This window comes from Paraburkholderia sp. GV068 (genome assembly GCF_003058125.1).
Taxonomy (GTDB): domain Bacteria; phylum Pseudomonadota; class Gammaproteobacteria; order Burkholderiales; family Burkholderiaceae; genus Paraburkholderia; species Paraburkholderia graminis.
In genome coordinates, this window is sequence record NZ_QBUB01000007.1 from 286,904 (window position 1) to 308,068 (window position 21,165).

Here is a 21,165-nt window from a genome sequence, read left to right on the forward strand (position 1 = left end):
TTAGTTTCCGTTAGCGGTTCAACGCAGGCCGCGCGGCCTTGACGACGATCTGTGCGTCGAGGTCGCGCTCGATCCGCACGAGGTCGTCCTTCATCGCGGCAAACTCTTCTGCCGAACACATCTGGTGTCCGAAGGCGGCGCGAAGCTGCCGCCTGATCTGCAACACGCGCGCCGCCGGGTCGAATACATAGCGCGACGAGAACGTGACGAACTTGTCGTGGACATCGGTATCGACGGGCATGTCCGTTATCTTCGCGAAGCGCGGCAGCGTGATTTCGAGCGTCTCGTCGAACGCGCCGCCGATGCAGGTCCACGGCTGCGTGCGAGCCGGCTCCGCGAGCCATGCCTGCACCTGCGAACCCATGCCGCCGGAGAAGCTCGTCAGCGACGGCACGGCGGTCGTGCCGTCGCTCCAGATGAAGTGCTCGAGCTTGCCCTCTATCGACGTCGCGAACGGCCCGTCCGTCGCGGCGACGTCGCCCGTGCGCAATTGCGCGCTGCCATGCAGGCCGGTTTGCAACAGACGATTGCCGGCGATCTGCTGCGTGCGCTGCCGCGACGCGCGTCGAAAGATATTGCGCTCGATCTCCGCGGTGAATCCCGCATCTTCCACGCGATAGGCGTAATTCGCGGTGCCGTTTTCATCGACGTCGATCTGCACGCGCGCCGTGCGCTCGCGCGTTTGAGTGGCGGGCGTGCGCGACAGCGTTCCTTCGCCGACCAGCAAGACGGGCCGGTCCATCACGGCGGCGGGCAGATAAGCGAAGCCCACGCCGCCCGCGGTCGTGTCCGCGTACAGCGATAGTTCAGGAATCCAGATAATCGCGTGATTGATCGCGCTTGAGCCGTAGCCGGGTACGTTCGGCAGACTATAGTACGGCCCGAGATTGAGCAGCACCGCCTCGCTGCGAATGCCGACCGCGGCCAGCAGCGCGCTGTACAGCGCGACGTGGTCCTTGCAGTCGCCATAGCGATTGCGCAGGATGTCGGCCGCCTTGTGCGGAATCGCCGCTGTCTCGCCGAGAAAAAGCGCGACGTAGCGGATATTCATGCGCAACCAGTCGTACAGTATCCGCGCCTTCTCGCGCGGGTCCGCGGCGCGCGCGGTGAGCGACTGCGCTAGCCGCACGATGGCGGGATCGTCGAAGGTGGCGTCGGTTGCGGGACCGCGATAACGCGCGGCGAAGCTCGCGAAGTCCGGCACGGTCGACACCATCAGACGATCGCCCCAATTCGCATAGCCGACCGCGCCCGCTTCGAGCCGCGCATACGGTCCATGCTGGTAGCGGAATTCGTAACGCGTGCGGCCATTCTCGCTGACCGGCGGCAATGCCGTGTAGCCGCGCGCGTCGGCATACAGCGGCACATCGGCGGGAAGATCGAAGATCAGGCGTTGATCCTCGACCGGTTCGCGCGTCGGCTCGACGAGATACGCGAACGTGCCCGCCTGCAACGGCTTCGCGCGCGTCTTGCGAAACGCCAGATGGACGCGCGAGCCGGGCTCGACGCCCGGAAAAATCACCGTGCGCAACACACCGTCCTGGAAGCTCGGCGCGCCCGCCGAGCGCGGCTCCTGAATGTCGCGGATCGCTTCGGGACCGACCGTGTGCGTCGCGCCGTCCGGATCGATCGTCTCGGCGGCGAGCAACTGCACCTGTTCGATGTCCTTGTTGAACCACACGTAGCGTTGCGCGATGTCGTCGACGCCGCTCGCCGTGTTCGCGCGCAACACGCTGTCGTCGTGTTCCTCGATGGAACCGTCTTTCTGGATCACGAAGAGATGAACGTCGCGCTCGGTTGTGTAGGGCGCGCGGTCGTCGCTGGAGGGATCGGGGGTTGCGCCGCCGGCGAAAGCGGCAGACGCTGCCGCGCCTAGTGCGAGCGCGGTGGCTATCCGCAGGCACCGCAGCAGCTTCATGCAACTCAGGACGCTCACGCACCGCGTCATGACCGCTCTTTCCCGCGTAATGCCCCCGTGAGCAGGCCACCGGCCGCGCCGCTCATCCGTCGCCCTCGCCGAGTTGCGCGAGCAACGCCTGCAGGCTCTCCACATGCCGCAACAGCAAATGCCGATGCTTCTCGATCTGTTCGAGCCGCCCGGCAAGATCGGCCTGTATCGGACCGTCGGGATCGGCGGCGGCAATCACCTCTTCGACCTTGGCGCGCAACGACGGCAGTTCGACAGGCGCATGCGCGAGATGCCGCTCGAAACGCCGGACCTCCTGAAGCGCAAGCTCGCGGACCTTGCGAAAGTACGCCTGACGCCGATGCGCTTCGGCGTCCAGCGCTTCGTCCTCGATACGTTTGGCAGGCGCGCTCTGGCCGAAAATCGGCTCGGGCGGCCGCAGCACAGTCTTTTTTCGCGCGGGATGCGCGGTGCCGCGAAAGCGCGCCTGCGGCTCTTCGTTGTCGATCGCGGCGCGCGCGTTGGGCGGAATCTCTTCCTCGGTATGCGGCGCGTTCATCCAGCCATTCGGCAAGCCGGTCACCGCTTCGATGCCGCGCACGAACTCCTCGCTGAATTCGCGCTGGCCCGACAACATCAACTTCAGATAGCTCGCGGAAAACGTCATCATGCGCGCGAGCCGACTCGCCGCGCCGACCTCGCGCGTGAGCAGCACGAGATTCGCGCGCCAGACGGGAAGCAGCAATTCGTCGGAATCTTCCATTGCGGGGTCTTCCATCTTTTTGCCCGATGTCAAGACGACGCCGTGACGAGCGTCATCATTCTGAAAGGGTAGCCGTTGCCCGGCCTCGCTTGCAAGCGGCACGCCGCACATCACGCGAACTTTGTGCGGAGACCGGCTCGCCTTGCTCCACGTCAACGCGGACGGCCTTTTGCGCCATCCGCCGTGAGGATTGACACTGACGGAGCGGCGGCGTTCCTCCGCAGCAGCCGTCGATGTGGCATGCTTGCGTGCCGTGCGGCATACGTCCTGCTGCACCGCCAACTCCACAACACTGATTAAGGGTTTTGTAATGAAGAAGATCGTCCTGGCTCTTGCCGCAGCCGCTGCTGCTTTCAGCGCAATCGCTCCCGCACAGGCCGCTGGGCACCATCACGAAGTTTGCAAGAAGGTGCGCGTGCATCACCACTGGGAACGCCACTGCCGTTAAGCTTGCCTCGCATAGAGGGTAACGGCGGCGGACGCTCACGCCAAGCGTCGCGCGAATGAAAATGGCCTCGCATTTTTTGCGAGGCCATTCTTTTTGGTTGTCTATCTCGCGCGCGAGAGGTCCGCGCCCGCGATCACGCCGTCTTCACGCGCTCCAACGCGGTCGCGACGAGTTGCTCGAGCAAAGGCTCGATCTTCGCGGCAAGCGTTTCATCGTACGCGTACGGCAACTGTTCCTGCATATACGTGATTTGCGACAACTCGAGTTGCACCGCATGCACGCCTTGTGAAGGCTGACCATACTCGCGCGTGATGTAGCCGCCCTTGAAGCGCCCATTCGCGACAGCCGAATAAACGCCATGCCGTTCGACGATCGCAGCCAATTCCTCGGCGAGACCCGCCATCGCACTCGCGCCGTTCGACGTGCCGAAGTTGAAGTCCGGCAAGCGCCCTTCGAAGAAACGCGGCACGCGCGAGCGGATCGAATGCGCTTCCCATAGCAGCACTTTGCCGTGCTGCGCCTTGAGCGCGGCGAGTTCGCCTGCGAGCGCGCTGTGATACGGCATCCAGTAAGCGTCGCGACGACGGGCCACCTCAGTATCGTCCGGCAGATGACCTTCGCGGTACAACGGCTCCTTGTCGAACGTATCGACGGGCAGCAAGCCCGTGGTGTCCTGCCCCGGATACAGGTTCGCGCCGTCGGGCGGACGGTTCAGGTCGATCACGTAACGCGCGTAAGTCGGCGCGATGATCGACGCGCCCATGCGCTTCGCAAATGCGTAGAGCCGGTCGAGATGCCAGTCGCAATCGTCGGTGCGAAGCGCCGTGGGCGTCATCGTCGCGGCGATGTCCGCGGGGATCTGCGTGCCCAGATGCGGGATCGAGATCAGCATCGGCAGGTTGCCGCGATGCAGCGTGAAAACCGGTGGAGTGTTCGAAGCAGTCATGTCAGTCCTGAATCGGAAGAACGTTGCGGTGACGCGGGCACGCCGCGCGTGCGGTTGCGTGCATCGCGTCAACTCATTTGAGCAGTTCCGCGAGCGCGATGCGATAGCGCGCGTAAGCGCCCTCTTCGTCGCGATGCCGGCGATTCTCGACCAGCTTGTCGCCGCCTGCGTACACGTCGCGGATCGGCGTCTCGCCATGCTCGCAGAAAACGACGCCCGAGAGCCAGTTATTCGGCGCGTGCCCGGCAATGCTCGCGTGATCCGGGTCCAGCACGAGCCAATCCGCGCGATGGCCGGCTTGCAATGCACCCGTCGCGCGTCTCGTGGCGCGCGCGCCGCCTTCGAGCGCCGCGTCGAACAGACGATCGGCCACATAAGGCCTGTGTACCGATGCCAGCACGTTGCGTTGCCGGCGCGTCAGACGCTGCCCGTATTCGAGCAGGCGCAATTCCGCGCGCCAGTCGACGCCGATGTGACTATCCGAGCCGACGCCGATGCGCCCTTGCGCGTCGAGATACTCGTGCGCCGGAAAAATACCGTCGCCGAGATTCGCTTCCGTGGTCAGACACAGGCCCGCAACGGCACCGCTCTTCGCGAGCGCGAGCGTCTCGTTTGCATCGACATGCGTGGCGTGCACGAGGCACCATCTTCCGTCGACGTCGAAGCGATCCAGCAGCCACTGCACCGGACGCGCGCCTTCCGTTTCGATGCACGCGTCGACTTCGGCGGTCTGTTCGGCGATATGGATATGAACCGGCGCGCTGCGGTCCAGGCCGTCGAGCAAGGCACGCAGCGATTGCTCCGACACCGCGCGCAACGAATGCGGCGCCACGCCATAGCGCAACGCCGCGTTTTCAGGGCGAGCGGCGCGCAACGCGGCGAGCAGTTCGTGCAAACTTTCCGGCGTGTTGATGAAGCGCCGCTGATCGTCGCGCGGCGCGCGCGCGCCGAAACCACTGTACTGATAGAGCACCGGCAGCATCGTCATGCCGATGCCGGCCGCCGACGCCGCATCCACGACACGTTGTGCAAGTTCCGCCTGGTTCGTGTAGCGCTTGCCGTCCGGCGTGTGATGCACGTAATGAAACTCGCACACCGACGTATAGCCCGCCTTCAGCATTTCGATGTAGAGCCATTGCGCGACGCTCGCCAATCCTTCGGGCGTGATGCGCGCGGCAAAGCGATACATCAGATCGCGCCAGCTCCAGAAGTTGTCGGTGGCGCCGTTGCCGGAAGCGGCGCGATATTCGGTGAGGCCCGCCATCGCGCGCTGGAACGCATGCGAGTGAAGGTTCGGCATGCCAGGTAATATCGGACCCGCGGCTTTCTGCACGTCTGCGGGAATTTCCGCAGTGTCCGGCGTGACTGCCGTCAACGTGCCGTCAGCGTCCCATTCGAGCAGCACGTTGCGGCGCCAGCCGTCCGGCAGATACGCGTGTTCGGCGAATAGCGACTGTTTTTCTGGTGTCATCTCTCAGGTCCTGACTCAGTTCGCGTCGCGTGTAGAAGAACTCGAAGCACTAGAAGCACGCGAAGGCGCGGCATAAACCGTCTCGCCTGCACGCACGACCCGCGAGCACAGCGGACGCCCGATCCAGTAAGCAAGCTCCGCGAGCGAGTCGACCGACCACACCGCGAAGTCGGCAGCGCGCCCTGCTTCGAGCGAACCATGACGGTCCGCCTTGCCGAGCGCGCGCGCCGCATTCGATGTCACGCCCTTCAGCACTTCGGGCACGGTCATGCGGAATAGCGTCGTCGCCATGTTCATCATCAGCAGCAACGACGTGGCGGGCGATGTGCCCGGATTGCTGTCGGTCGAAATCGCAATCGGCACTTCATAACGCCGCAGCAGATCGAGCGGCGGCAGTTGCGTCTCGCGAATGAAGTAGTACGCGCCGGGCAGCAACACGGCGACGGTGCCGGCCTCTTTCATCGCGGCGACGCCGGCTTCATCGAGAAACTCGAGATGATCCGCGGACAACGCGCGATGGCGCGCGGCAAGCGCGGTGCCGCCGCCATTCGACAACTGCTCAGCGTGCATTTTCACGGGCAGCTTGTAGCGCGCCGCCGCGTTGAACACGCGCTCGCTTTGTTCGAGCGAAAAGCCGATGCGCTCGCAGAACACATCGACGGCGTCGACGAGACCTTCGTCCGCGAGCGCGGGCAGCATGGTGTTGCAGACTTCGTCGATATACGCATCGGCGCGGCCCGCGAATTCGGGCGGCAATGCGTGCGCGCCGAGGAACGTCGTGTAGACGGTGACCGGATAGCGTTCGCCCAACTGGCGCGCGACGCGCAGCATCTTGCGCTCGCTGTCGAGGTCGAGCCCGTAACCGGATTTGATTTCGATTGCGGTCAAGCCTTCGGCAAGCAAGGGCTCGAGCCGCGCGGCCGACTGATTAAACAACGCATCTTCGCTCGCAGCACGTGTCGCGCGCACTGTCGACACGATGCCGCCGCCCTGACGCGCGATCTCTTCATAGCTGACGCCCGCGAGGCGCTGCGCGAATTCATCGGCGCGTTGCCCGCCGTATACCAGATGCGTATGGCAATCGACGAGACCCGGCGTCACCCACGCGCCGTGCAACTCTTCGCGCGGCCACGCGGCGTATTGCGCAGGCAGATCGGCGGACGCGCCGAGCCACGCGATCGTGCCGTGTTCTACGGCGATCGCCGCGTCGGGCAGCGTATGGTCGGGGTCGCCCTGAGGGCACAGTTTCAGTTGATGCCAGACAGTTTGCTTCATCGGATGCTCGCTGCTGCTGGTTGCGTGGCTGGTTGCGTGTAGCGAATGCGGATTGCCAGCAACGCGCCTTCGCCTTCTATCCTGCATGAGAGATTGTTCGGGGCGTCGATGCGCAAGGTGTCGCCTGGTTCGAGCCGTTGCGCTTGTGAATCTGCTTGTGAATCTGCTTCTGCATCGCCCAATGCGACTGCAATGGCGCCGCTCGCGCAATACAGCAGCGCGACATCCGCGGATAACGTGTGTTCGGTTTGCGCCTGCTGCTGCGTCGTGTGCCACACGTCCAGCTCGCCTTGCGCGCGGTCACGGCGCACCATCAGATTGAAGTCGCGCGTCGGACCGTCGACGAGACGTGCGTCGATGTGCGCCTCGCCGGCAAAGCGCGCGGTATCGAACGGTTGCGTCAACGCATGCGTGGTCACAGCTTCGCCGCTTTGCGCTTCATCGAGCAGCATGCCCGCGCCGGACAACAGCACCAGCGTGCGATCGATTCCGGCGAAGCGCGAAAACGGCCCGGCTTGCGCAACGTCCGCCACGCTCACGCGCCATACGAACGTGTCGAGCCCGGCATCCGCGGGAAACGCTGCGACCTCGCGCGTCACGCCGCCGCCGTTCTTCCACGGCGACGCCACGAGCTCGGCGCCGCGGATCAACGTGAGCGTCGCCATGCTGCCCGCGAGCGTCATGCTCAACGGCCCAGCATCGGCAGATTGAGACCCGCCTCGCGCGCGGTTTGCTGCGCGAGTTCATAGCCCGCATCCGCGTGACGCATCACGCCCGTTGCCGGATCGTTGAACAGCACGCGGCCGAGGCGTTCCTTCGCGGCGTCCGTGCCGTCCGCGACGATCACGACGCCCGAGTGCTGGCTAAAGCCCATGCCGACACCGCCGCCGTGATGCAGCGACACCCACGACGCGCCGCCAGCCGTATTCAGCAGAGCGTTGAGCAACGGCCAGTCGCTGACCGCGTCCGAGCCGTCTTTCATCGATTCGGTTTCGCGATTCGGGCTCGCGACGGAACCGGTATCGAGGTGATCGCGGCCGATCACGATCGGCGCCTTCAGTTCGCCGTTCTTCACCATTTCGTTGAATGCCTGGCCGAGACGATAGCGATCCTTCACGCCGACCCAGCAGATACGCGCCGGCAAGCCCTGGAACGCGATGCGTTCGCGCGCCATGTCGAGCCAGTTATGCAGATGCGGATCGTCGGGAATCAGTTCCTTGACCTTCGCATCCGTCTTGTAGATGTCCTCGGGATCGCCCGACAGCGCGACCCAGCGGAACGGCCCCTTGCCTTCGCAGAACAGCGGGCGGATATACGCCGGCACGAAGCCCGGAAAATCGAACGCGTTTTCAACGCCCATTTCGAGCGCCATCTGACGAATGTTGTTGCCGTAGTCGAGCGTGGCCGCGCCGCGCTGCTGCAACGTCAACATGGCCTGCACCTGTTTCGCCATCGACTGCTTCGCCGGCACGACGATCGAATCCGGCGCGGTCTTCATGCGCTCGCGCCAGTCTTCCACGCTCCAGCCTTGCGGCAGGTAGCCGTGAATCGGATCGTGCGCGCTCGTCTGATCGGTCACGCAGTCCGGCGTGATGCCGCGCGTTACGCACTCGGCGAACACGTCGGCGGCATTGCCGAGCAGACCGATCGACACCGGCTTGCCCGCCTGCTTCGCTTCGTCGAGCATGGCAAGCGCTTCGTCGAGCGTCTTCGCTTTTTTGTCGACATAGCGCGTCTTCAGACGGAAGTCGATGCGCGTCTCGTCGCACTCCACCGCGATCATCGAGAAGCCGGCCATCGTGGCCGCGAGCGGCTGCGCGCCGCCCATGCCGCCGAGACCGCCGGTGAGAATCCAGCGGCCCTTCGGATCGCCGTTGAAATGCTGGTTCGCCACCGAGAAGAACGTTTCGTACGTGCCCTGCACGATGCCCTGGCTGCCGATGTAGATCCAGCTACCCGCCGTCATCTGCCCGTACATCATCAGGCCCTTGCGATCGAGTTCGTGGAAATGTTCCCACGTCGCCCAATGCGGCACCAGGTTCGAGTTCGCGAGCAGCACGCGCGGCGCGTCGGCATGCGTGCGGAACACGCCGACCGGCTTGCCCGATTGAATCAGCAGAGTCTCGTCTTCGTTCAGGTCCTTCAGCGATGCGAGAATCTGATCGAAGCAATCCCAGTTGCGCGCCGCGCGGCCAATGCCGCCATACACGACGAGCGCATGCGGATGCTCGGCTACTTCGGGGTCCAGATTATTCTGGATCATCCGATACGCGGCTTCCGCGATCCAGGTCTTGCAGGTCTTTTCGGCGCCGCGCGGCGCGCGGATCGTGCGAGTGGGATCGAGACGCGGGTCGATGTGTTTCGGGTTGTTCATGGTGGCCCTCGGAATGCGTAAAGATGATCAGAATGTGTCGGGGAAAATCGCTCGGAAAGCGGATCAAAAATGTCCGGTGAAACGGTAGCGGCTGCCTGGATGCCATAAATTCGCGATCGACGCGACCTGGCTTTGCGACCACGTTCGCCGATGCAGCACGAGACAGGGTTCGAGTTCGTCCATGGTCAAAAGCTCGCGCGTGTCGCCGTCCGCCGCCAATGCCTCGATCCGGTATTCGACGCGCTGCAGCGGCGCGACGCGAACGAGGTACTGATTCGGCGTGGTGTTCGTGAAGTCCTGCAATGCATACTCGGGCGCGACGGCCGGATTGACCCAGCGCTCCTCGAGCTGCACCGGTTCGTCGTTTTCGAAGTGCAGCACACGCGAGAAAAACACCGGACTGCCCGCGCTAACCTGCATTTCCTCGGCGAGCGCGGCGTCCGCAATGCTCGCGCCGATGTGCAGCACCTTCGCCTGATAGCGATGCCCGCGCGCGACGATTTCGTCGGAAATACTGCGGATCGCCACCAGCGTCGACTCGTACTTGGGGCGCGCGACGAACGTGCCCGAGCCCTGCACGCGCGTGAGAACCTGCTCCGAGGTCAACTCGCGCAACGCGCGGTTGACCGTCATGCGCGCGACGTTGAATTCGCGTGCGAGCTCGTTTTCGGACGGCACCTGGTCGCCTTCACCCCATTCGCCCGCATGAATGCGCGCGAGGATGAAGTCCTTGATGCCCTGGTAGGCCGGTGCGTTCATTGGCTGCCGCTCGCTGTCCGCTTACTGTTCGGAGACGAAGGAGAACGGGCTCAGCTTCGCGATCGTGCCGTTCTGCACGAGACGCGTCACCGCCGCGATGTCCGGCGCGAAGTAATGATCGAGCTCGTAATGCGCGACGTCGTTGCGCACCGCGTCCATCACTTTTTGCAGGCTCGGGCTGGTCTTGTGCGGCGCGCGCAGATCGACACCTTGAGCGGCGGCGAGCAATTCGATAGAGAGAATATTCGCCGTGTTTTCGGCGATGTCGCCGAGCTTGCGCGCGGCGAACGTCGCCATCGAAACGTGATCTTCCTGGTTGGCCGACGTGGGCAGCGAATCGACGGAAGCCGGATGCGCGAGCGTCTTGTTTTCCGACGCTAGCGCGGCGGCCGTCACGTGAGCGATCATGAAGCCGGAGTTCACGCCGCCGTCGCGTACGAGGAACGGCGGCAGACCCGACAGCGTGGCGTCGATCAGCAACGCGATGCGGCGCTCGGCCAACGCGCCGATTTCCGCGGCCGCGAGCGCGAGATTATCCGCGGCGAAAGCAACCGGCTCGGCGTGGAAGTTGCCGCCCGACAGCACTTCGCCGGTGTCGGGGAAAATCAGCGGATTGTCGGAGACGGCGTTCGCTTCGAGCAGCAGCACGTCGGCGGCATGACGCATCTGATCGAGACAGGCGCCCATGACTTGCGGCTGGCAGCGCAGGCTATACGGGTCCTGCACCTTGTCGCAATCGGCGTGCGATACGTTGATGCCCGAGCCTTGCAGCAGCGAGCGATACGCCGCGGCGGCGTCGATCTGTCCTTGATGGCCGCGCAGGTCGTGAATGCGCGCGTCGAACGGCTTCACCGAGCCGGCTGCTGCATCCACCGACAACGCGCCCGCCACGAGCGCGGTGCGGTACAGGTCTTCGATCGCGAACATGTTGTAGAGCGCGAGCGCCGTGGATGCCTGCGTGCCGTTCAGCAGCGCGAGACCTTCCTTCGCTTGCAGCGTGAGCGGCTTGAGGCCGACGAGCGCGAGGCCTTCGGTGGCCGGCAGGCGTTCGCCCTTCGCGAACACTTCGCCGACGCCCAGCAGCACCGCCGACATATGCGCGAGCGGCGCGAGGTCGCCCGATGCGCCGACCGAACCCTTGACCGGAATCACCGGCAGCACGTCGGCGTTGTACAGCGTGATCAGCGCTTCCATGACTTCGCGGCGAATGCCCGAATGACCGCGGCCGAGGCTCGACAGCTTCAGCGCGATCAACAGACGCACGACGGGACGCGACATCGGCTCACCCACGCCGACCGCGTGCGACAACACGAGATTGCGTTGCAGCAGTTCGAGCTGATCGTGCGGAATGTGCGTGCTCGCGAGACGCCCGAAACCCGTGTTGATGCCGTAGGCCGGCTCGCCTTTCGCGGCGATGTCCGCGACGGCTTTCGCGCAGGCGTCGATGGCGGCGTGGCTGGCGGGATCGAGCTTCAGCGGCACATGGGCACGCGCGATCTGGCGCAGTTGCGGGAGGGTCAGGTGGCCGGGCTTCAGAGTCATCATGGTTGTTGTCCTGTCTATACAATTTCAGAAAGTCTAGCGGCCGCGGCTTGTATATACAACTTGTTTTTAAGATTCGAGGCCCAGGGCTTTCCACTAAGGCAATGCTGGTAGTTGATGTAGGCGTGCAGGCCCGCCGTACCGCGGGCGAAGCGACTAAGAGCGCAGCGCGCTCAATCGCGCATAGCTTGTATATACACCTTCATAATTTACGCCGCCACATGGACAAAACACCCACGTAAAAAAGCCCGCGCGCTCGTCAGAGCCGCAGGCTTTGTTTAGGGCGGTGGCGTCGAACGCGCCGCTACAGGCGCACGCGCGCCGCGATGAAATCCAGAAAACACTGCACGCGCCCGGCAAGCGACGCGCTCTGGTAATAGACGGCGCTGACCGGCTGACGCTCGTCGAGCAGCACATGGCCGAGGATCGGCACGAGCCGTCCATCGCGGATGTCGGCGGCGGTCATGAAATCGGCGAGACAGGCGATGCCCCAGCCGGAGAGCGCGAGTTGGCGCAGCGTCTCGCCGCTCGACGCCGTTATCGACGGCTGGATTTTCAGCGGCTCGGGCTTGCCGCCGGCACGATCAGTACGACTCGTGCTTTTGCTCGTGCCTTTGCCCGCCCGCTTGCCGCGCTCGCGCAACGGCCAGCGGTTCAGATGCTCGGGCGCGGTAAATCCGATCAGCCGATGTTCGCGCAACGCGTCGACCGTTTTCGGCTCGCCGTGCTCGGCGAGATACGCGGGACTCGCGACCACACGCAGCTTGCTGCTGCCGAGCGCGCGCGCATGCAGCGTCGAATCCTGCAACGCGCCGATGCGGATCGCGATGTCCACCTTCTGCTCGAGCAAATCGACGATGCGCTCGCTACTGGTCAACTCCAGCCGGATCTCCGGGTACAGCGCGGAAAACGCCGTCATATGCGGCGCGATGCAGTGGAGCATGAAGGGCGACGCGGCATCGACACGCAGACGCCCCGACGGCCGCCGACGCTTGCGCGCGACCGATTCCTCGGCTTCTTCCATCGCGTCGAGAATCGCGCGGGCGCGCTGCAGAAAGCCTTCGCCCTCCTCTGTCAATTGCAGACGGCGCGTGGTGCGCCGCACGAGCGCGGTGTCGAGCTTCTTTTCGAGGCGCGTGAGCGCGCGGCTCACGCCGGAAACCGTCTGCCCGAGTTTCTCGGCGGCCGCCGTGATCGAGCCGCTGTCGATCACGCTGACGAACACCAGCAACTCGTCCGTGGAAGTTTTCATTATTGATTTCAAGTCAAGATTGATTTGAGACTAACACGCTTTTTGCGAGAATCAAGACGGCGGATACTGCATGCCTGTCATCGTGTTTCCACTCAGGCACTCAGGAGAACGTCTTGAAGATTTTCATTACAGGCGCAAGCGGTTTTATCGGCGGTTCGATTGCGGCGCATCTGGTGCGCGCCGGTCATCAGGTGCGCGGTCTGATCCGCAAGCCCGAACATCGCGACGAGTTGAAGCGGCTCGGCATCGAACCGGTTATCGGCACGCTCGACGACCGCGCGTTGCTGATCGCCGAAGCGCAAGCCGCCGACGCCGTCATCAATGCCGCCAGCAGCGATCACGAAGGCGCGGTGAGCGCGCTGATCGAAGGACTCGCCGGCTCCGGCAAACCGTTTCTGCATACGAGCGGCTCGAGCATCGTCGGCGATGCGTCCGGCGGCGAAGCGGCGCAGGCGCGCATCTATCACGAAGACGCGCTGCCCGAGCCGACCGCGGACAAAGCGGCACGCGTCGCGATCGACCGTCAGGTGCTCGAAGCGGCACAGCGCAATATCCGCTCGGCGGTGCTTTGCAATACGCTGATCTACGGACACGGCGCGGTGGCGGGCAGCGCGAGCGTGCAGTTGCCGCGCCTCGTGCGGCAGGCGCAAAAGAGCGGCGTGGTGCGCCATGTCGGCAGCGGCGGCAACACGTGGTCGAACGTGCATATCGACGACGTCGCGGAACTCTATCGGCTCGCGTTGGAGAAAAGCCCTGCCGGCATGTTCTATTTCGTCGAAAGCGGTGAAGCGTCGTTCCGCGAGATGAGCGCCGCGATTGCCCGCGCGATGAACCTCGGCGAGCCGCAAGACTGGCCGCTCGACGAAGCGCAAAAAGAATGGGGCTACGAAATGGCGTCGTACGGGCTCGGTTCAAACAGCCGCGTGCGCGGCGAGCGCGCGCGCGAACTGCTGGGTTGGCAGCCGAAGCGCACGTCGGTGATCGAGTGGATCGAGCGCGACATGATGGCCGGGCTCGCGGCTCAAGCGGCTTAAGCGGCTTAAGCGGTGTATTAAGCGATGTAAGTTGTGTAAGCGCCGGCGTTGCTAATCCGTAAGCTCAACTCGATAGAATCGCGCTCAGCTAAACCACGCAGTTTTGCGCGTGAAGCTGAGCCCCGCGGTTCGACATTCGAGCCGCCCATGAGCCCGGATTGGATCGATGACTTTGGCGCTGAATTTCGACTGGCTGACGAATCTGCTGGCGATTCTGTTCGTCGTCGCGTGCCTTTACGATGCACGCTACGACGAGTACGGCACGTTGACCTTGTCGGCGGCCCTGATGAGTCTCGCCGTGATGGCGATCGAACTGTTTCTCAAGCCTGCATTCGACATGGCGTTGTGAGCGCGGCGCGCGGCATTCGTTAGCACGGGCCGCACGCGCGCGCTGCATCAACTATCACATCATGCGATCAGATCAGATCGCCCAGCCGCCCAGATAAAACCCCACCAGCACGAGCGCAATCGCCACTGTTCCCACGTTCAGCTTGCGATATTCGCCGCTCACCACGCGACCGATCACGAGCGTCGCGAAGCCGAGCATGATGCCGGTCACGATGTTCGCCGTGAGCACGATAAAGACCGCGCACATGAGACCCGACATCGCGTCGACCATATCGTCCATATGCAGCTTGCTCACGTTCGAGAGCATCAGGAGTCCGACATACATGAGCGCGGGCGCCGTCGCGTACGAAGGCACGAGGCCCGCGAGCGGCGAGAAGAACATCACGCCGAGAAACAGCAGGCCGACCACCGCCGCCGCCATGCCGGTCTTCGCGCCGGCCGCCACGCCGACCGTCGATTCGATGTACGCCGCAGCCGGCGCGCCGCCGAGCAGGCCCGAGAAAATCGAACTGACCGAATCCGCCGTCAGCGCGCGGCCGCCGTTGATGATGCGGCCGTTTTCATCGAGTTGACCCGCTTGTCCGGCGACCGCGCGGATCGTGCCGGTCGCGTCGAACACCGCGGTCATCACGAGCGCGAGGACGCTCGGCAGCACCGCCATCGAGAGCGCGCCCTTGATGTCCATTGCGCCGATCAGCGACTCGTGTCCCGGCGCGCTCAGCGACGGCACCGCGAACACGCCATGAAACGACACGGCCGGATCGACGAGCAGCGCGATCGCCGAAATGGCGACGATGACGATCAGGATCGAGCCCGGCACGCGACGGCGCACCAGCCCGAAAATCGCCGCGAGTCCCGCGACCGACATCAGCGCCGGCAACGCAGTGATGTTGCCGAGCGCGACCGGCAAACCGGCGCCCGGATTCTTGACGACGAGACCGACTTCGTTGGCGGCGATCAGCAGCAGAAAAAGACCGATGCCGATGCCCGTGCCGTGCGCGATGCCCGTCGGCAGATTGCGAAGAATCCACGAACGCACGCCGGTCACGGAAATGCCCGTGAACACGACGCCCATCAGAAACACCGCGCCGAGCGCGACCGTCGGATGCAAACCTTTGCCGAGCACGAGGCCGAACGCCGTGAACGCGGTCAGCGAAATGGCGCAGCCGATCGCGATCGGCAGACGCGCCCACACGCCCATCAGCAGCGAGCCGAACGCGGTCGTGAGGCACACGGCGACGAACACCGCGCTCGTGTCGAAGCCCGCCTTGCCGAACATGCCCGGCACCACGAACACGGAATAGACCATCGCGAGAAAAGTCGTAATTCCCGCGACGATTTCCTGGCGCTGCGAACTGCCGCGCGCGGAAATCTGGAAGTAGCGGTCGAGAAAGCCCTTGGTGTCGAATGACTCGGCGCCGGCTTCGGAAAGCGGCTGGGCGTGGGGTTCCATCATGATGAGTGCCTCCTTTATCAGCATGCTGAAACGGCCGTCGAAGTGGCCGTCATCAGGTTCGTCTCGTTGCGTTGGTTTAATTGATGTGTGCGTGCGATGAAGCGCGTTGTCCGCGTTTGTCTGCGTCGGCCCGCTTTGTGTTTTTTTGTGTCTCGTTTTGTGTCTCGAAATGTAGGCCAATGCAGATATATCTCCCATCGCATGGATGGCATGCCCGGCATGTCGCGATGCTTATATCGTTTAAGCGACGGCGAAGGTCGTCGTGGATCCGCGTGTTTACACCTACCGCCTGGCTGTCTGTCTTCGCAGCTGAGATAGGACAGATGAAAGCCTTTTGAGAGCTTTGGACTCTGCAATGTCCGCAAAGCAGGAACGCGTGGGCGAACATTCAGCCTTGCATTCAGCCGCGTACCTTTGCAGCGCGCTGCGGCACGAAGCGTGCTTGCCGCGGCGCGCTCGCCACGCCCCGAAAACGGGCCCCGCCGACGTCGCGGGTTAAACTCTTGGCCGTACTGTCCAACCGCGGCCCCTCGAAAGCCGCACCGGTCCATGGAGTTTTCCCCGATGAGTGGCGGCTTTTCGCTTCCCGCATGGCGTCAAACCCTTCTCGCCGCGTTCGCGCTGCTGGCGCTGCTTGCGCTGTCCGGTTGCAGCAGCCTGCTGTGGGGCACGCAGCAGGCGCCGATCGTCGAAGCCACGGTGATGCCGGTCGAAGCCGCGAGCGCGCCGGTGGCCGCATCGGCGCCGGAGCCCGTCGAAACCGAAGCCGCCGAGCCCGAGCAGCCGAAGAAGCCGAAGAAGCCGGTCGTCAAGCCGCACAAGGTCGAGCCGCCGCCGCCCGTCGTTGCGCCGCCTCCCCCGCCGCCGCCTCCTCCGCCGCTGATCCTCGTGCGCACGATCGAGCGCAACGACGCGCATACGCTGCTCGACAGCCAGGTGCAGAAGCCGGACGGCAAGGTCGTCGGACGGGCGGTCGACATGATCGCGGACGCGAGCGGCAAGCCGCGTGAAGTCGTCGTGAATCTGCAAGGCTTCTTGGGTGTCGGCGACCGCAAGGTCAATTTCGCGTGGAACGCGTTCCGCTTCACGCCGGCCGCGAAGACCGCGCCGATCACGCTGAATCCGTCGGCGGTGCCGGTGAATCCGGCGAAGTCGAATGCGGCGATGCAGTTGCCGCTGATCGACGCGACCGTCGAGCGTTCGAACGGCGCCAAGGTGGGCCGCGTGATCGACGTGCTGATCGACGCCAGCGCGCAGCCGCAGGCGGTCGTGCTCGACGTCAACGGCATGGTCAGCACCGAGCGGCGCACGATTGCCGCGAACTGGTCGGCGCTGCGCTTCGTCACGAAAGACAAGGAGCTGCATCCGCTAATCGATTTGAGCGATGCGCAGATCAACGCGGCGCCACCCTACGCGAGCGATAAGCCGATCCGCGCGGTGTCGCCCGCGCCGCCCGCCGCTGCTGCTGCGCCTGCGTCCACAGCGACCGCGCCTGCGGCTGCTGCGGCGCCCACTTCCGCTCCTGCTTCCGCGGCAACCTCCGCGGCCGGTTCAAACGCACGGGCGGTCCGATGACAGGCCGCACTATGGTTACCGCGCGAAGTCTGCGCGCACTCGACTGGCTGAACTTCTTCGTTGCAAACGTGCAGACGGGCTTCGGTCCGTTCATCGCGTCGTATCTCGCGTCGCATAAGTGGACCCAGGGCGAGATCGGCATGGCGCTTTCCGTGGGCACGATCAGCGCGATGGTGAGCCAGGTGCCGGGCGGCGCCGCCGTCGACGCGTTGCGCAACAAGAAAGGCGCGGCCGCCTGGGCGATCTTCGCGATCATCGTGAGCGCGGTGCTGCTCGCCACGAGTCCGACGGTGCTGCCGGTGATCGCCGCCGAAGTCTTCCACGGATTCGCGAGCTGCATGCTGACGCCGGCGCTCGCCGCGATTTCGTTCGCGCTCGTCGGGCGCGCGAATCTCGGCGACCGGCTCGGACGCAACGCGCGCTGGGCGTCGATCGGCAGCGCGGTCGCGGCCGGCCTGATGGGCGTGTTCGGCGAGTACTACTCGCCGCGCGCGGTGTTCTGGCTGACCGCGGGGCTCGCCGTGCCCGCGCTGGTCGCGCTCTCGATGATCCAGCGCACCGACACAATCCAGTTGCCGAAAGCCGCGCCGACGCCGGAGCAGATTGAGCGCCGCGAAAGTCTGCGCGAGCTGCTGCGCGACAGGCGCATGCTGCTGTTCGCGGCCTGCATCGTGCTGTTTCACTTGTCCAACGCGGCGATGCTCAATCTCGCCGCCGGCGAAGTCACTGCGGGCATGGGCGACAACGTGCAGCTCGTGATCGCGGCGTGCATCATCGTGCCGCAAGCGATCGTCGCGATGATGTCGCCGTGGGTCGGCCGTTCGGCGGAACGCTGGGGACGCCGGCCAATCCTGCTGCTGGGCTTTTCCGCGTTGCCGATCCGCGCGCTGCTGTTCGCTGGAATCAGCAGCCCGTATCTGCTCGTACCGGTGCAACTGCTCGACGGTCTGAGCGCTGCGGTGTTCGGCGTGATGCTGCCTCTGATTGCCGCCGACGTCGCCGGCGGCAAGGGGCGCTACAACCTGTGCATTGGCCTCTTCGGGCTGGCGGCGGGCATCGGCGCGACGTTGAGCACGACGGCGGCCGGTTTCATCGCCGATCATTTCGGCAATGCGGTCGCGTTCTTCGGACTCGCGGCCGCGGGCGCGCTGGCCGTGCTGCTGGTGTGGGCGGCGATGCCCGAGACGCGCGATGCCGCCGCGGAGGAAGATGGCGAAGCGGTAGCGGGCGGCGGCGGCTCGGCGGTCAGATAAAGCGAAGCCGCGAACGAACGCGGCTGAACGCGGCTGAAGAAAACCACCCGGTCTGCGGCGCGCGATGCGCCGCAGACATCACGCTCAACATCAATCTATCGCCCGCCCCGCCGTTTCGCGCATGAACGGCAGCGGCACCAACGACACCAGTCCGCAGCCAATCAGATACCACGCGGGCGCAAGGTTGCTGCCGGAAAGCTGAATCAGCCACGTCGCGAAAAACTGCGCGAATCCGCCGAAAATCGACACGCCGAGACAATAGACAATCGACATCCCCGTCGCGCGGATTTCGCGTGGAAACAGCTCCGGCAGCATCACGATATTGGGCACCGCCGTGAACGCGACCAGCACGGCCAGCGCGGCGACCACGGCGAGCAGCACCGGCACTGTCGGCGACGCGTTGATCGCGATGAACGCCGGATAGACGGCTGCAATCAGCAACACGCGCGAGACCAACAGAACGGGTTTGCGTCCGACGCGGTCCGACAACGCGCCCGCGAACGGCGAGCACACCACCGTCACCGCCGCGGCGGTCCATGCCGCCCACAGCGCCGACGACATCGGCAAATGCAGAATGCGGATCGCGTAGGTGGACAGATAGAAGAGCACGATGTAATTCGCCGCGGTCCCGCCGATGGTCGTGACGACGCCCGCGGCGATCGAGCGCGAATGGTCGCGAAACAGCTTGCGCACCGGCTGCGTGGCCGCGTCAGCGTTCACGGGCGCGTTGCCGTCTTCGACGCCGGGCAGCGTCTCGTTCAGATGACGCCGGATATAGATGCCGATCGGCCCCATCGCCATGCCGATCACGAACGGCACGCGCCAGCCCCAGCTTTCGAGCGCCGCGGTCGACAGGGCGGCGGCGAGCGCAACGCCCAGCAGCGAACCGCAGACCGTGTTCATGCCCTGGCTCACGAACTGCCAGCTTCCGTAGAAGCCGCGCGTTTTATCGCTGCCGTACTCCATCAGCAGCGACGTCGAGGCGCCGACCTCACCGCCCAACGCAAAGCCCTGAACCAGACGCGCGACGATCACCAGCACCGGCGCGGCCACGCCGATCGCCGCATAGGTCGGCGCGAACGCGATGATCGCCGAGCCGAGCGTCATCAGCCACAGCGTGAGGCTCATCGCCGCCTTGCGGCCGGCGCGGTCCGCGTAAGCGCCCAGCACCACGCCGCCCACCGGACGCATGATGAAGCCCACGCCGAACGTGCCCACCGCGAGCATCAACTGCGCGAGCTGTCCTTCGACCGGAAAATACAGCTTGCCGATGATCGTCGCGAAGAAGCTGTAAATCGTGAAGTCGAAAAACTCGAGCCCGTTGCCGAGCGTGATCGCGGCAATCGCCTTCGCGCGGCTCGCGCGCTGCGTGTCGTGGGCAGGTTCGTCGCTGGACGCGTCGTGCGCGGCGGGGTGCTGTGCGGCTGAATAGTCCATCCGTGTCTCCATGATTTCTTTACGTCGATGCCGATGCGCGGCAAGCTGGCCTCAGCGCCTCAGCGCCTCAGCGCCTCAGCGCCTCAGCGCGTCAGCGCGTCAGGCGAGGAACGTCTGCGCAAGCCGAACCCAATAAGCCGCGCCTGTCGCGAGGCATGCGTCGTTGAAGTCGTAGCCCGGGTTATGGACCATGCAACCGCCCTCGCCGTCGCCATTGCCGATGATCAGATAGCTGCCCGCACAGCGCTCGAGCAGGAACGCGAAGTCCTCGCTGCCGGTGAGCGGCTGCATGCCGTCGATCAACCCTTCTTCGCCCAGCCAGTCGAGCGCGACCTGGCGCGCGAGATGCGTCATTTCCGTATCGTTGACGAGCACCGGATAGCGGCGCTGATAGTCGACCCGCGCCCGCGCGCCGTAGACGGCCGCCTGTCCGCAGGCCACCGCCGTGATCCGCTCCTGCAGATGGTCGCGGACCTCGGGCCTGAGCGCGCGCACCGACAGGCGCATCTCCGCGGTTTCGGGAATCACGTTCGGCGCGTCGCCGGCGTGAATCGCGCCGACGGTGATGATCGCCATATCGAGCGGCGCGATGTTGCGCGACACGATGGACTGCAACGCCAGCACGATCTGCGCGCAGACGACGACCGGATCGACCGCCTTGTGCGGCATCGCGCCGTGCCCGCCGCGCCCGGTCACGGTAATGATCACCGTATCCGATGAAGCCATGAATGAACCCGGCAGGAATCCGAACTTTCCGGTCGGAAAACCCGGCATGTTGTGCATCGCGAAGACGCCGTCGCAGGGAAATTTCTCAAAGAGACCGTCTTCGAGCATTTTGCGTGCGCCGGCGAGGCCCTCTTCGGCCGGCTGAAAAATCAGATTCAACGTACCGTCGAAGCACTTCTCGCGCGCCAGATGCTTCGCGGCGGCGAGCAGCATGGCCGTGTGGCCGTCGTGACCGCATGCGTGCATCTTGCCCGGCACCTTGCTCGCGTACGGCAGACCCGTCGTTTCGTGGATAGGCAGCGCGTCCATGTCGGCGCGCAGACCCAGCCGGCGCGTCCCGTTGCCGACTTTCAACTGGCCGACAACGCCGGTCTGTCCCAGTCCGCGATGCACGGTGTAGCCCCACTCCTGCAAGCGTTCGGCGACGAGATCGCCGGTCGCGAATTCCTCGTACGCAAGCTCCGGCTGCGCGTGGATGCGATGCCGCAGCGCGATCATCTCGTCTTCGAGTTCGGCAATGCCCGCTGGAATGGCCATGGTGTTCACGGTGCGTCTCCTTTATCAATGCGTGAACCCAGCATAGCGACGCGCTTTTTTGAC

17 protein-coding genes are annotated in these 21,165 nt (G+C 64.7%); 4 read left to right on the forward strand and 13 right to left on the reverse strand.

Translation table 11 applies throughout. From position 1 onward, the window contains the following. Positions 1 to 10 precede the first annotated feature (10 nt). The 10 genes from C8K18_RS17080 to C8K18_RS17125 all read right to left on the reverse strand — a co-directional run bounded on the left by C8K18_RS17080 (position 11) and on the right by C8K18_RS17125 (position 12,736). Positions 11 to 1,918 carry a DUF3857 domain-containing transglutaminase family protein gene (locus C8K18_RS17080; protein ID WP_374710132.1) on the reverse strand — a complete coding sequence of 636 codons (1,908 nt, stop codon included), beginning with the start codon at positions 1,916 to 1,918 and terminating at the stop codon, positions 11 to 13. 82 nt (positions 1,919 to 2,000) lie between these two features. Further along, positions 2,001 to 2,669, reverse strand: coding sequence for a hypothetical protein (locus C8K18_RS17085; protein WP_053857875.1), 669 nt, complete (start codon positions 2,667 to 2,669; stop codon positions 2,001 to 2,003). 581 nt (positions 2,670 to 3,250) lie between these two features. Beyond that, a complete protein-coding gene (gene hutG, locus C8K18_RS17090) occupies positions 3,251 to 4,063 on the reverse strand; it encodes an N-formylglutamate deformylase (RefSeq protein WP_006051125.1) in 813 nt (270 codons plus the stop codon). Between the two features lie 73 nt (positions 4,064 to 4,136). Next, a complete protein-coding gene (locus C8K18_RS17095; protein ID WP_107708446.1) occupies positions 4,137 to 5,534 on the reverse strand; it encodes a formimidoylglutamate deiminase in 1,398 nt (465 codons plus the stop codon). Between the two features lie 15 nt (positions 5,535 to 5,549). Continuing rightward, entirely contained in the window at positions 5,550 to 6,809 is a 1,260-nt protein-coding gene (gene hutI / locus C8K18_RS17100) for an imidazolonepropionase (RefSeq protein WP_107708448.1), read from the reverse strand. After that, positions 6,806 to 7,492, reverse strand: a complete 687-nt coding sequence (locus tag C8K18_RS17105) for a HutD family protein (RefSeq protein ID WP_107708450.1) — start codon at positions 7,490 to 7,492, stop codon at positions 6,806 to 6,808. Before C8K18_RS17105 ends, hutI begins: the two co-directional genes overlap by 4 nt. Before the next feature lie 2 nt (positions 7,493 to 7,494). After that, complete coding sequence (gene hutU / locus C8K18_RS17110) at positions 7,495 to 9,183, reverse strand: urocanate hydratase (protein WP_006051130.1); 1,689 nt, start codon at positions 9,181 to 9,183, stop codon at positions 7,495 to 7,497. 63 nt (positions 9,184 to 9,246) lie between these two features. Then, the gene (hutC, locus tag C8K18_RS17115) at positions 9,247 to 9,942 is read right to left on the reverse strand and encodes a histidine utilization repressor (RefSeq protein WP_006051131.1); all 696 of its coding nucleotides are present in this window, start codon (positions 9,940 to 9,942) and stop codon (positions 9,247 to 9,249) included. Between the two features lie 21 nt (positions 9,943 to 9,963). Further along, positions 9,964 to 11,487, reverse strand: a complete 1,524-nt coding sequence (gene hutH, locus C8K18_RS17120; protein WP_006051132.1) for a histidine ammonia-lyase — start codon at positions 11,485 to 11,487, stop codon at positions 9,964 to 9,966. Positions 11,488 to 11,788: 301 nt separating this feature from the next. Beyond that, complete coding sequence (locus tag C8K18_RS17125) at positions 11,789 to 12,736, reverse strand: LysR family transcriptional regulator (RefSeq protein WP_107708452.1); 948 nt, start codon at positions 12,734 to 12,736, stop codon at positions 11,789 to 11,791. Positions 12,737 to 12,849: 113 nt separating this feature from the next. On the opposite strand from C8K18_RS17125, the gene C8K18_RS17130 reads away from it, so the two are divergent. Continuing rightward, entirely contained in the window at positions 12,850 to 13,770 is a 921-nt protein-coding gene (locus C8K18_RS17130; protein ID WP_107708454.1) for an NAD-dependent epimerase/dehydratase family protein, read from the forward strand. Between the two features lie 166 nt (positions 13,771 to 13,936). Then, positions 13,937 to 14,119 (forward strand): hypothetical protein, encoded by a 183-nt coding sequence (locus C8K18_RS17135; RefSeq protein ID WP_006051135.1) that lies wholly within the window; start codon positions 13,937 to 13,939, stop codon positions 14,117 to 14,119. 72 nt (positions 14,120 to 14,191) lie between these two features. Here C8K18_RS17135 and C8K18_RS17140 read toward each other — a convergent pair whose 3' ends face one another. Then, complete coding sequence (locus C8K18_RS17140) at positions 14,192 to 15,574, reverse strand: NCS2 family permease (RefSeq protein ID WP_006051136.1); 1,383 nt, start codon at positions 15,572 to 15,574, stop codon at positions 14,192 to 14,194. A 564-nt stretch (positions 15,575 to 16,138) separates the two neighbouring features. On the opposite strand from C8K18_RS17140, the gene C8K18_RS17145 reads away from it, so the two are divergent. After that, on the forward strand, positions 16,139 to 17,149 hold the full coding sequence (locus tag C8K18_RS17145; RefSeq protein WP_107708456.1) for a PRC-barrel domain-containing protein: 1,011 nt from the start codon (positions 16,139 to 16,141) through the stop codon (positions 17,147 to 17,149). Continuing rightward, positions 17,146 to 18,402: an MFS transporter gene (locus C8K18_RS17150; RefSeq protein ID WP_029969112.1), complete on the forward strand. Its 1,257-nt coding sequence runs from the start codon at positions 17,146 to 17,148 to the stop codon at positions 18,400 to 18,402. The genes C8K18_RS17145 and C8K18_RS17150 overlap by 4 nt, the downstream gene beginning before the upstream one ends. A gap of 90 nt (positions 18,403 to 18,492) precedes the next feature. Here the strand turns inward: C8K18_RS17150 and C8K18_RS17155 are convergent, their stop codons facing one another. Beyond that, the gene (locus tag C8K18_RS17155) at positions 18,493 to 19,839 is read right to left on the reverse strand and encodes an MFS transporter (RefSeq protein ID WP_107708458.1); all 1,347 of its coding nucleotides are present in this window, start codon (positions 19,837 to 19,839) and stop codon (positions 18,493 to 18,495) included. Between the two features lie 99 nt (positions 19,840 to 19,938). Then, on the reverse strand, positions 19,939 to 21,111 hold the full coding sequence (locus C8K18_RS17160; protein ID WP_107708460.1) for a M20 aminoacylase family protein: 1,173 nt from the start codon (positions 21,109 to 21,111) through the stop codon (positions 19,939 to 19,941). Positions 21,112 to 21,165: the final 54 nt, after the last annotated feature.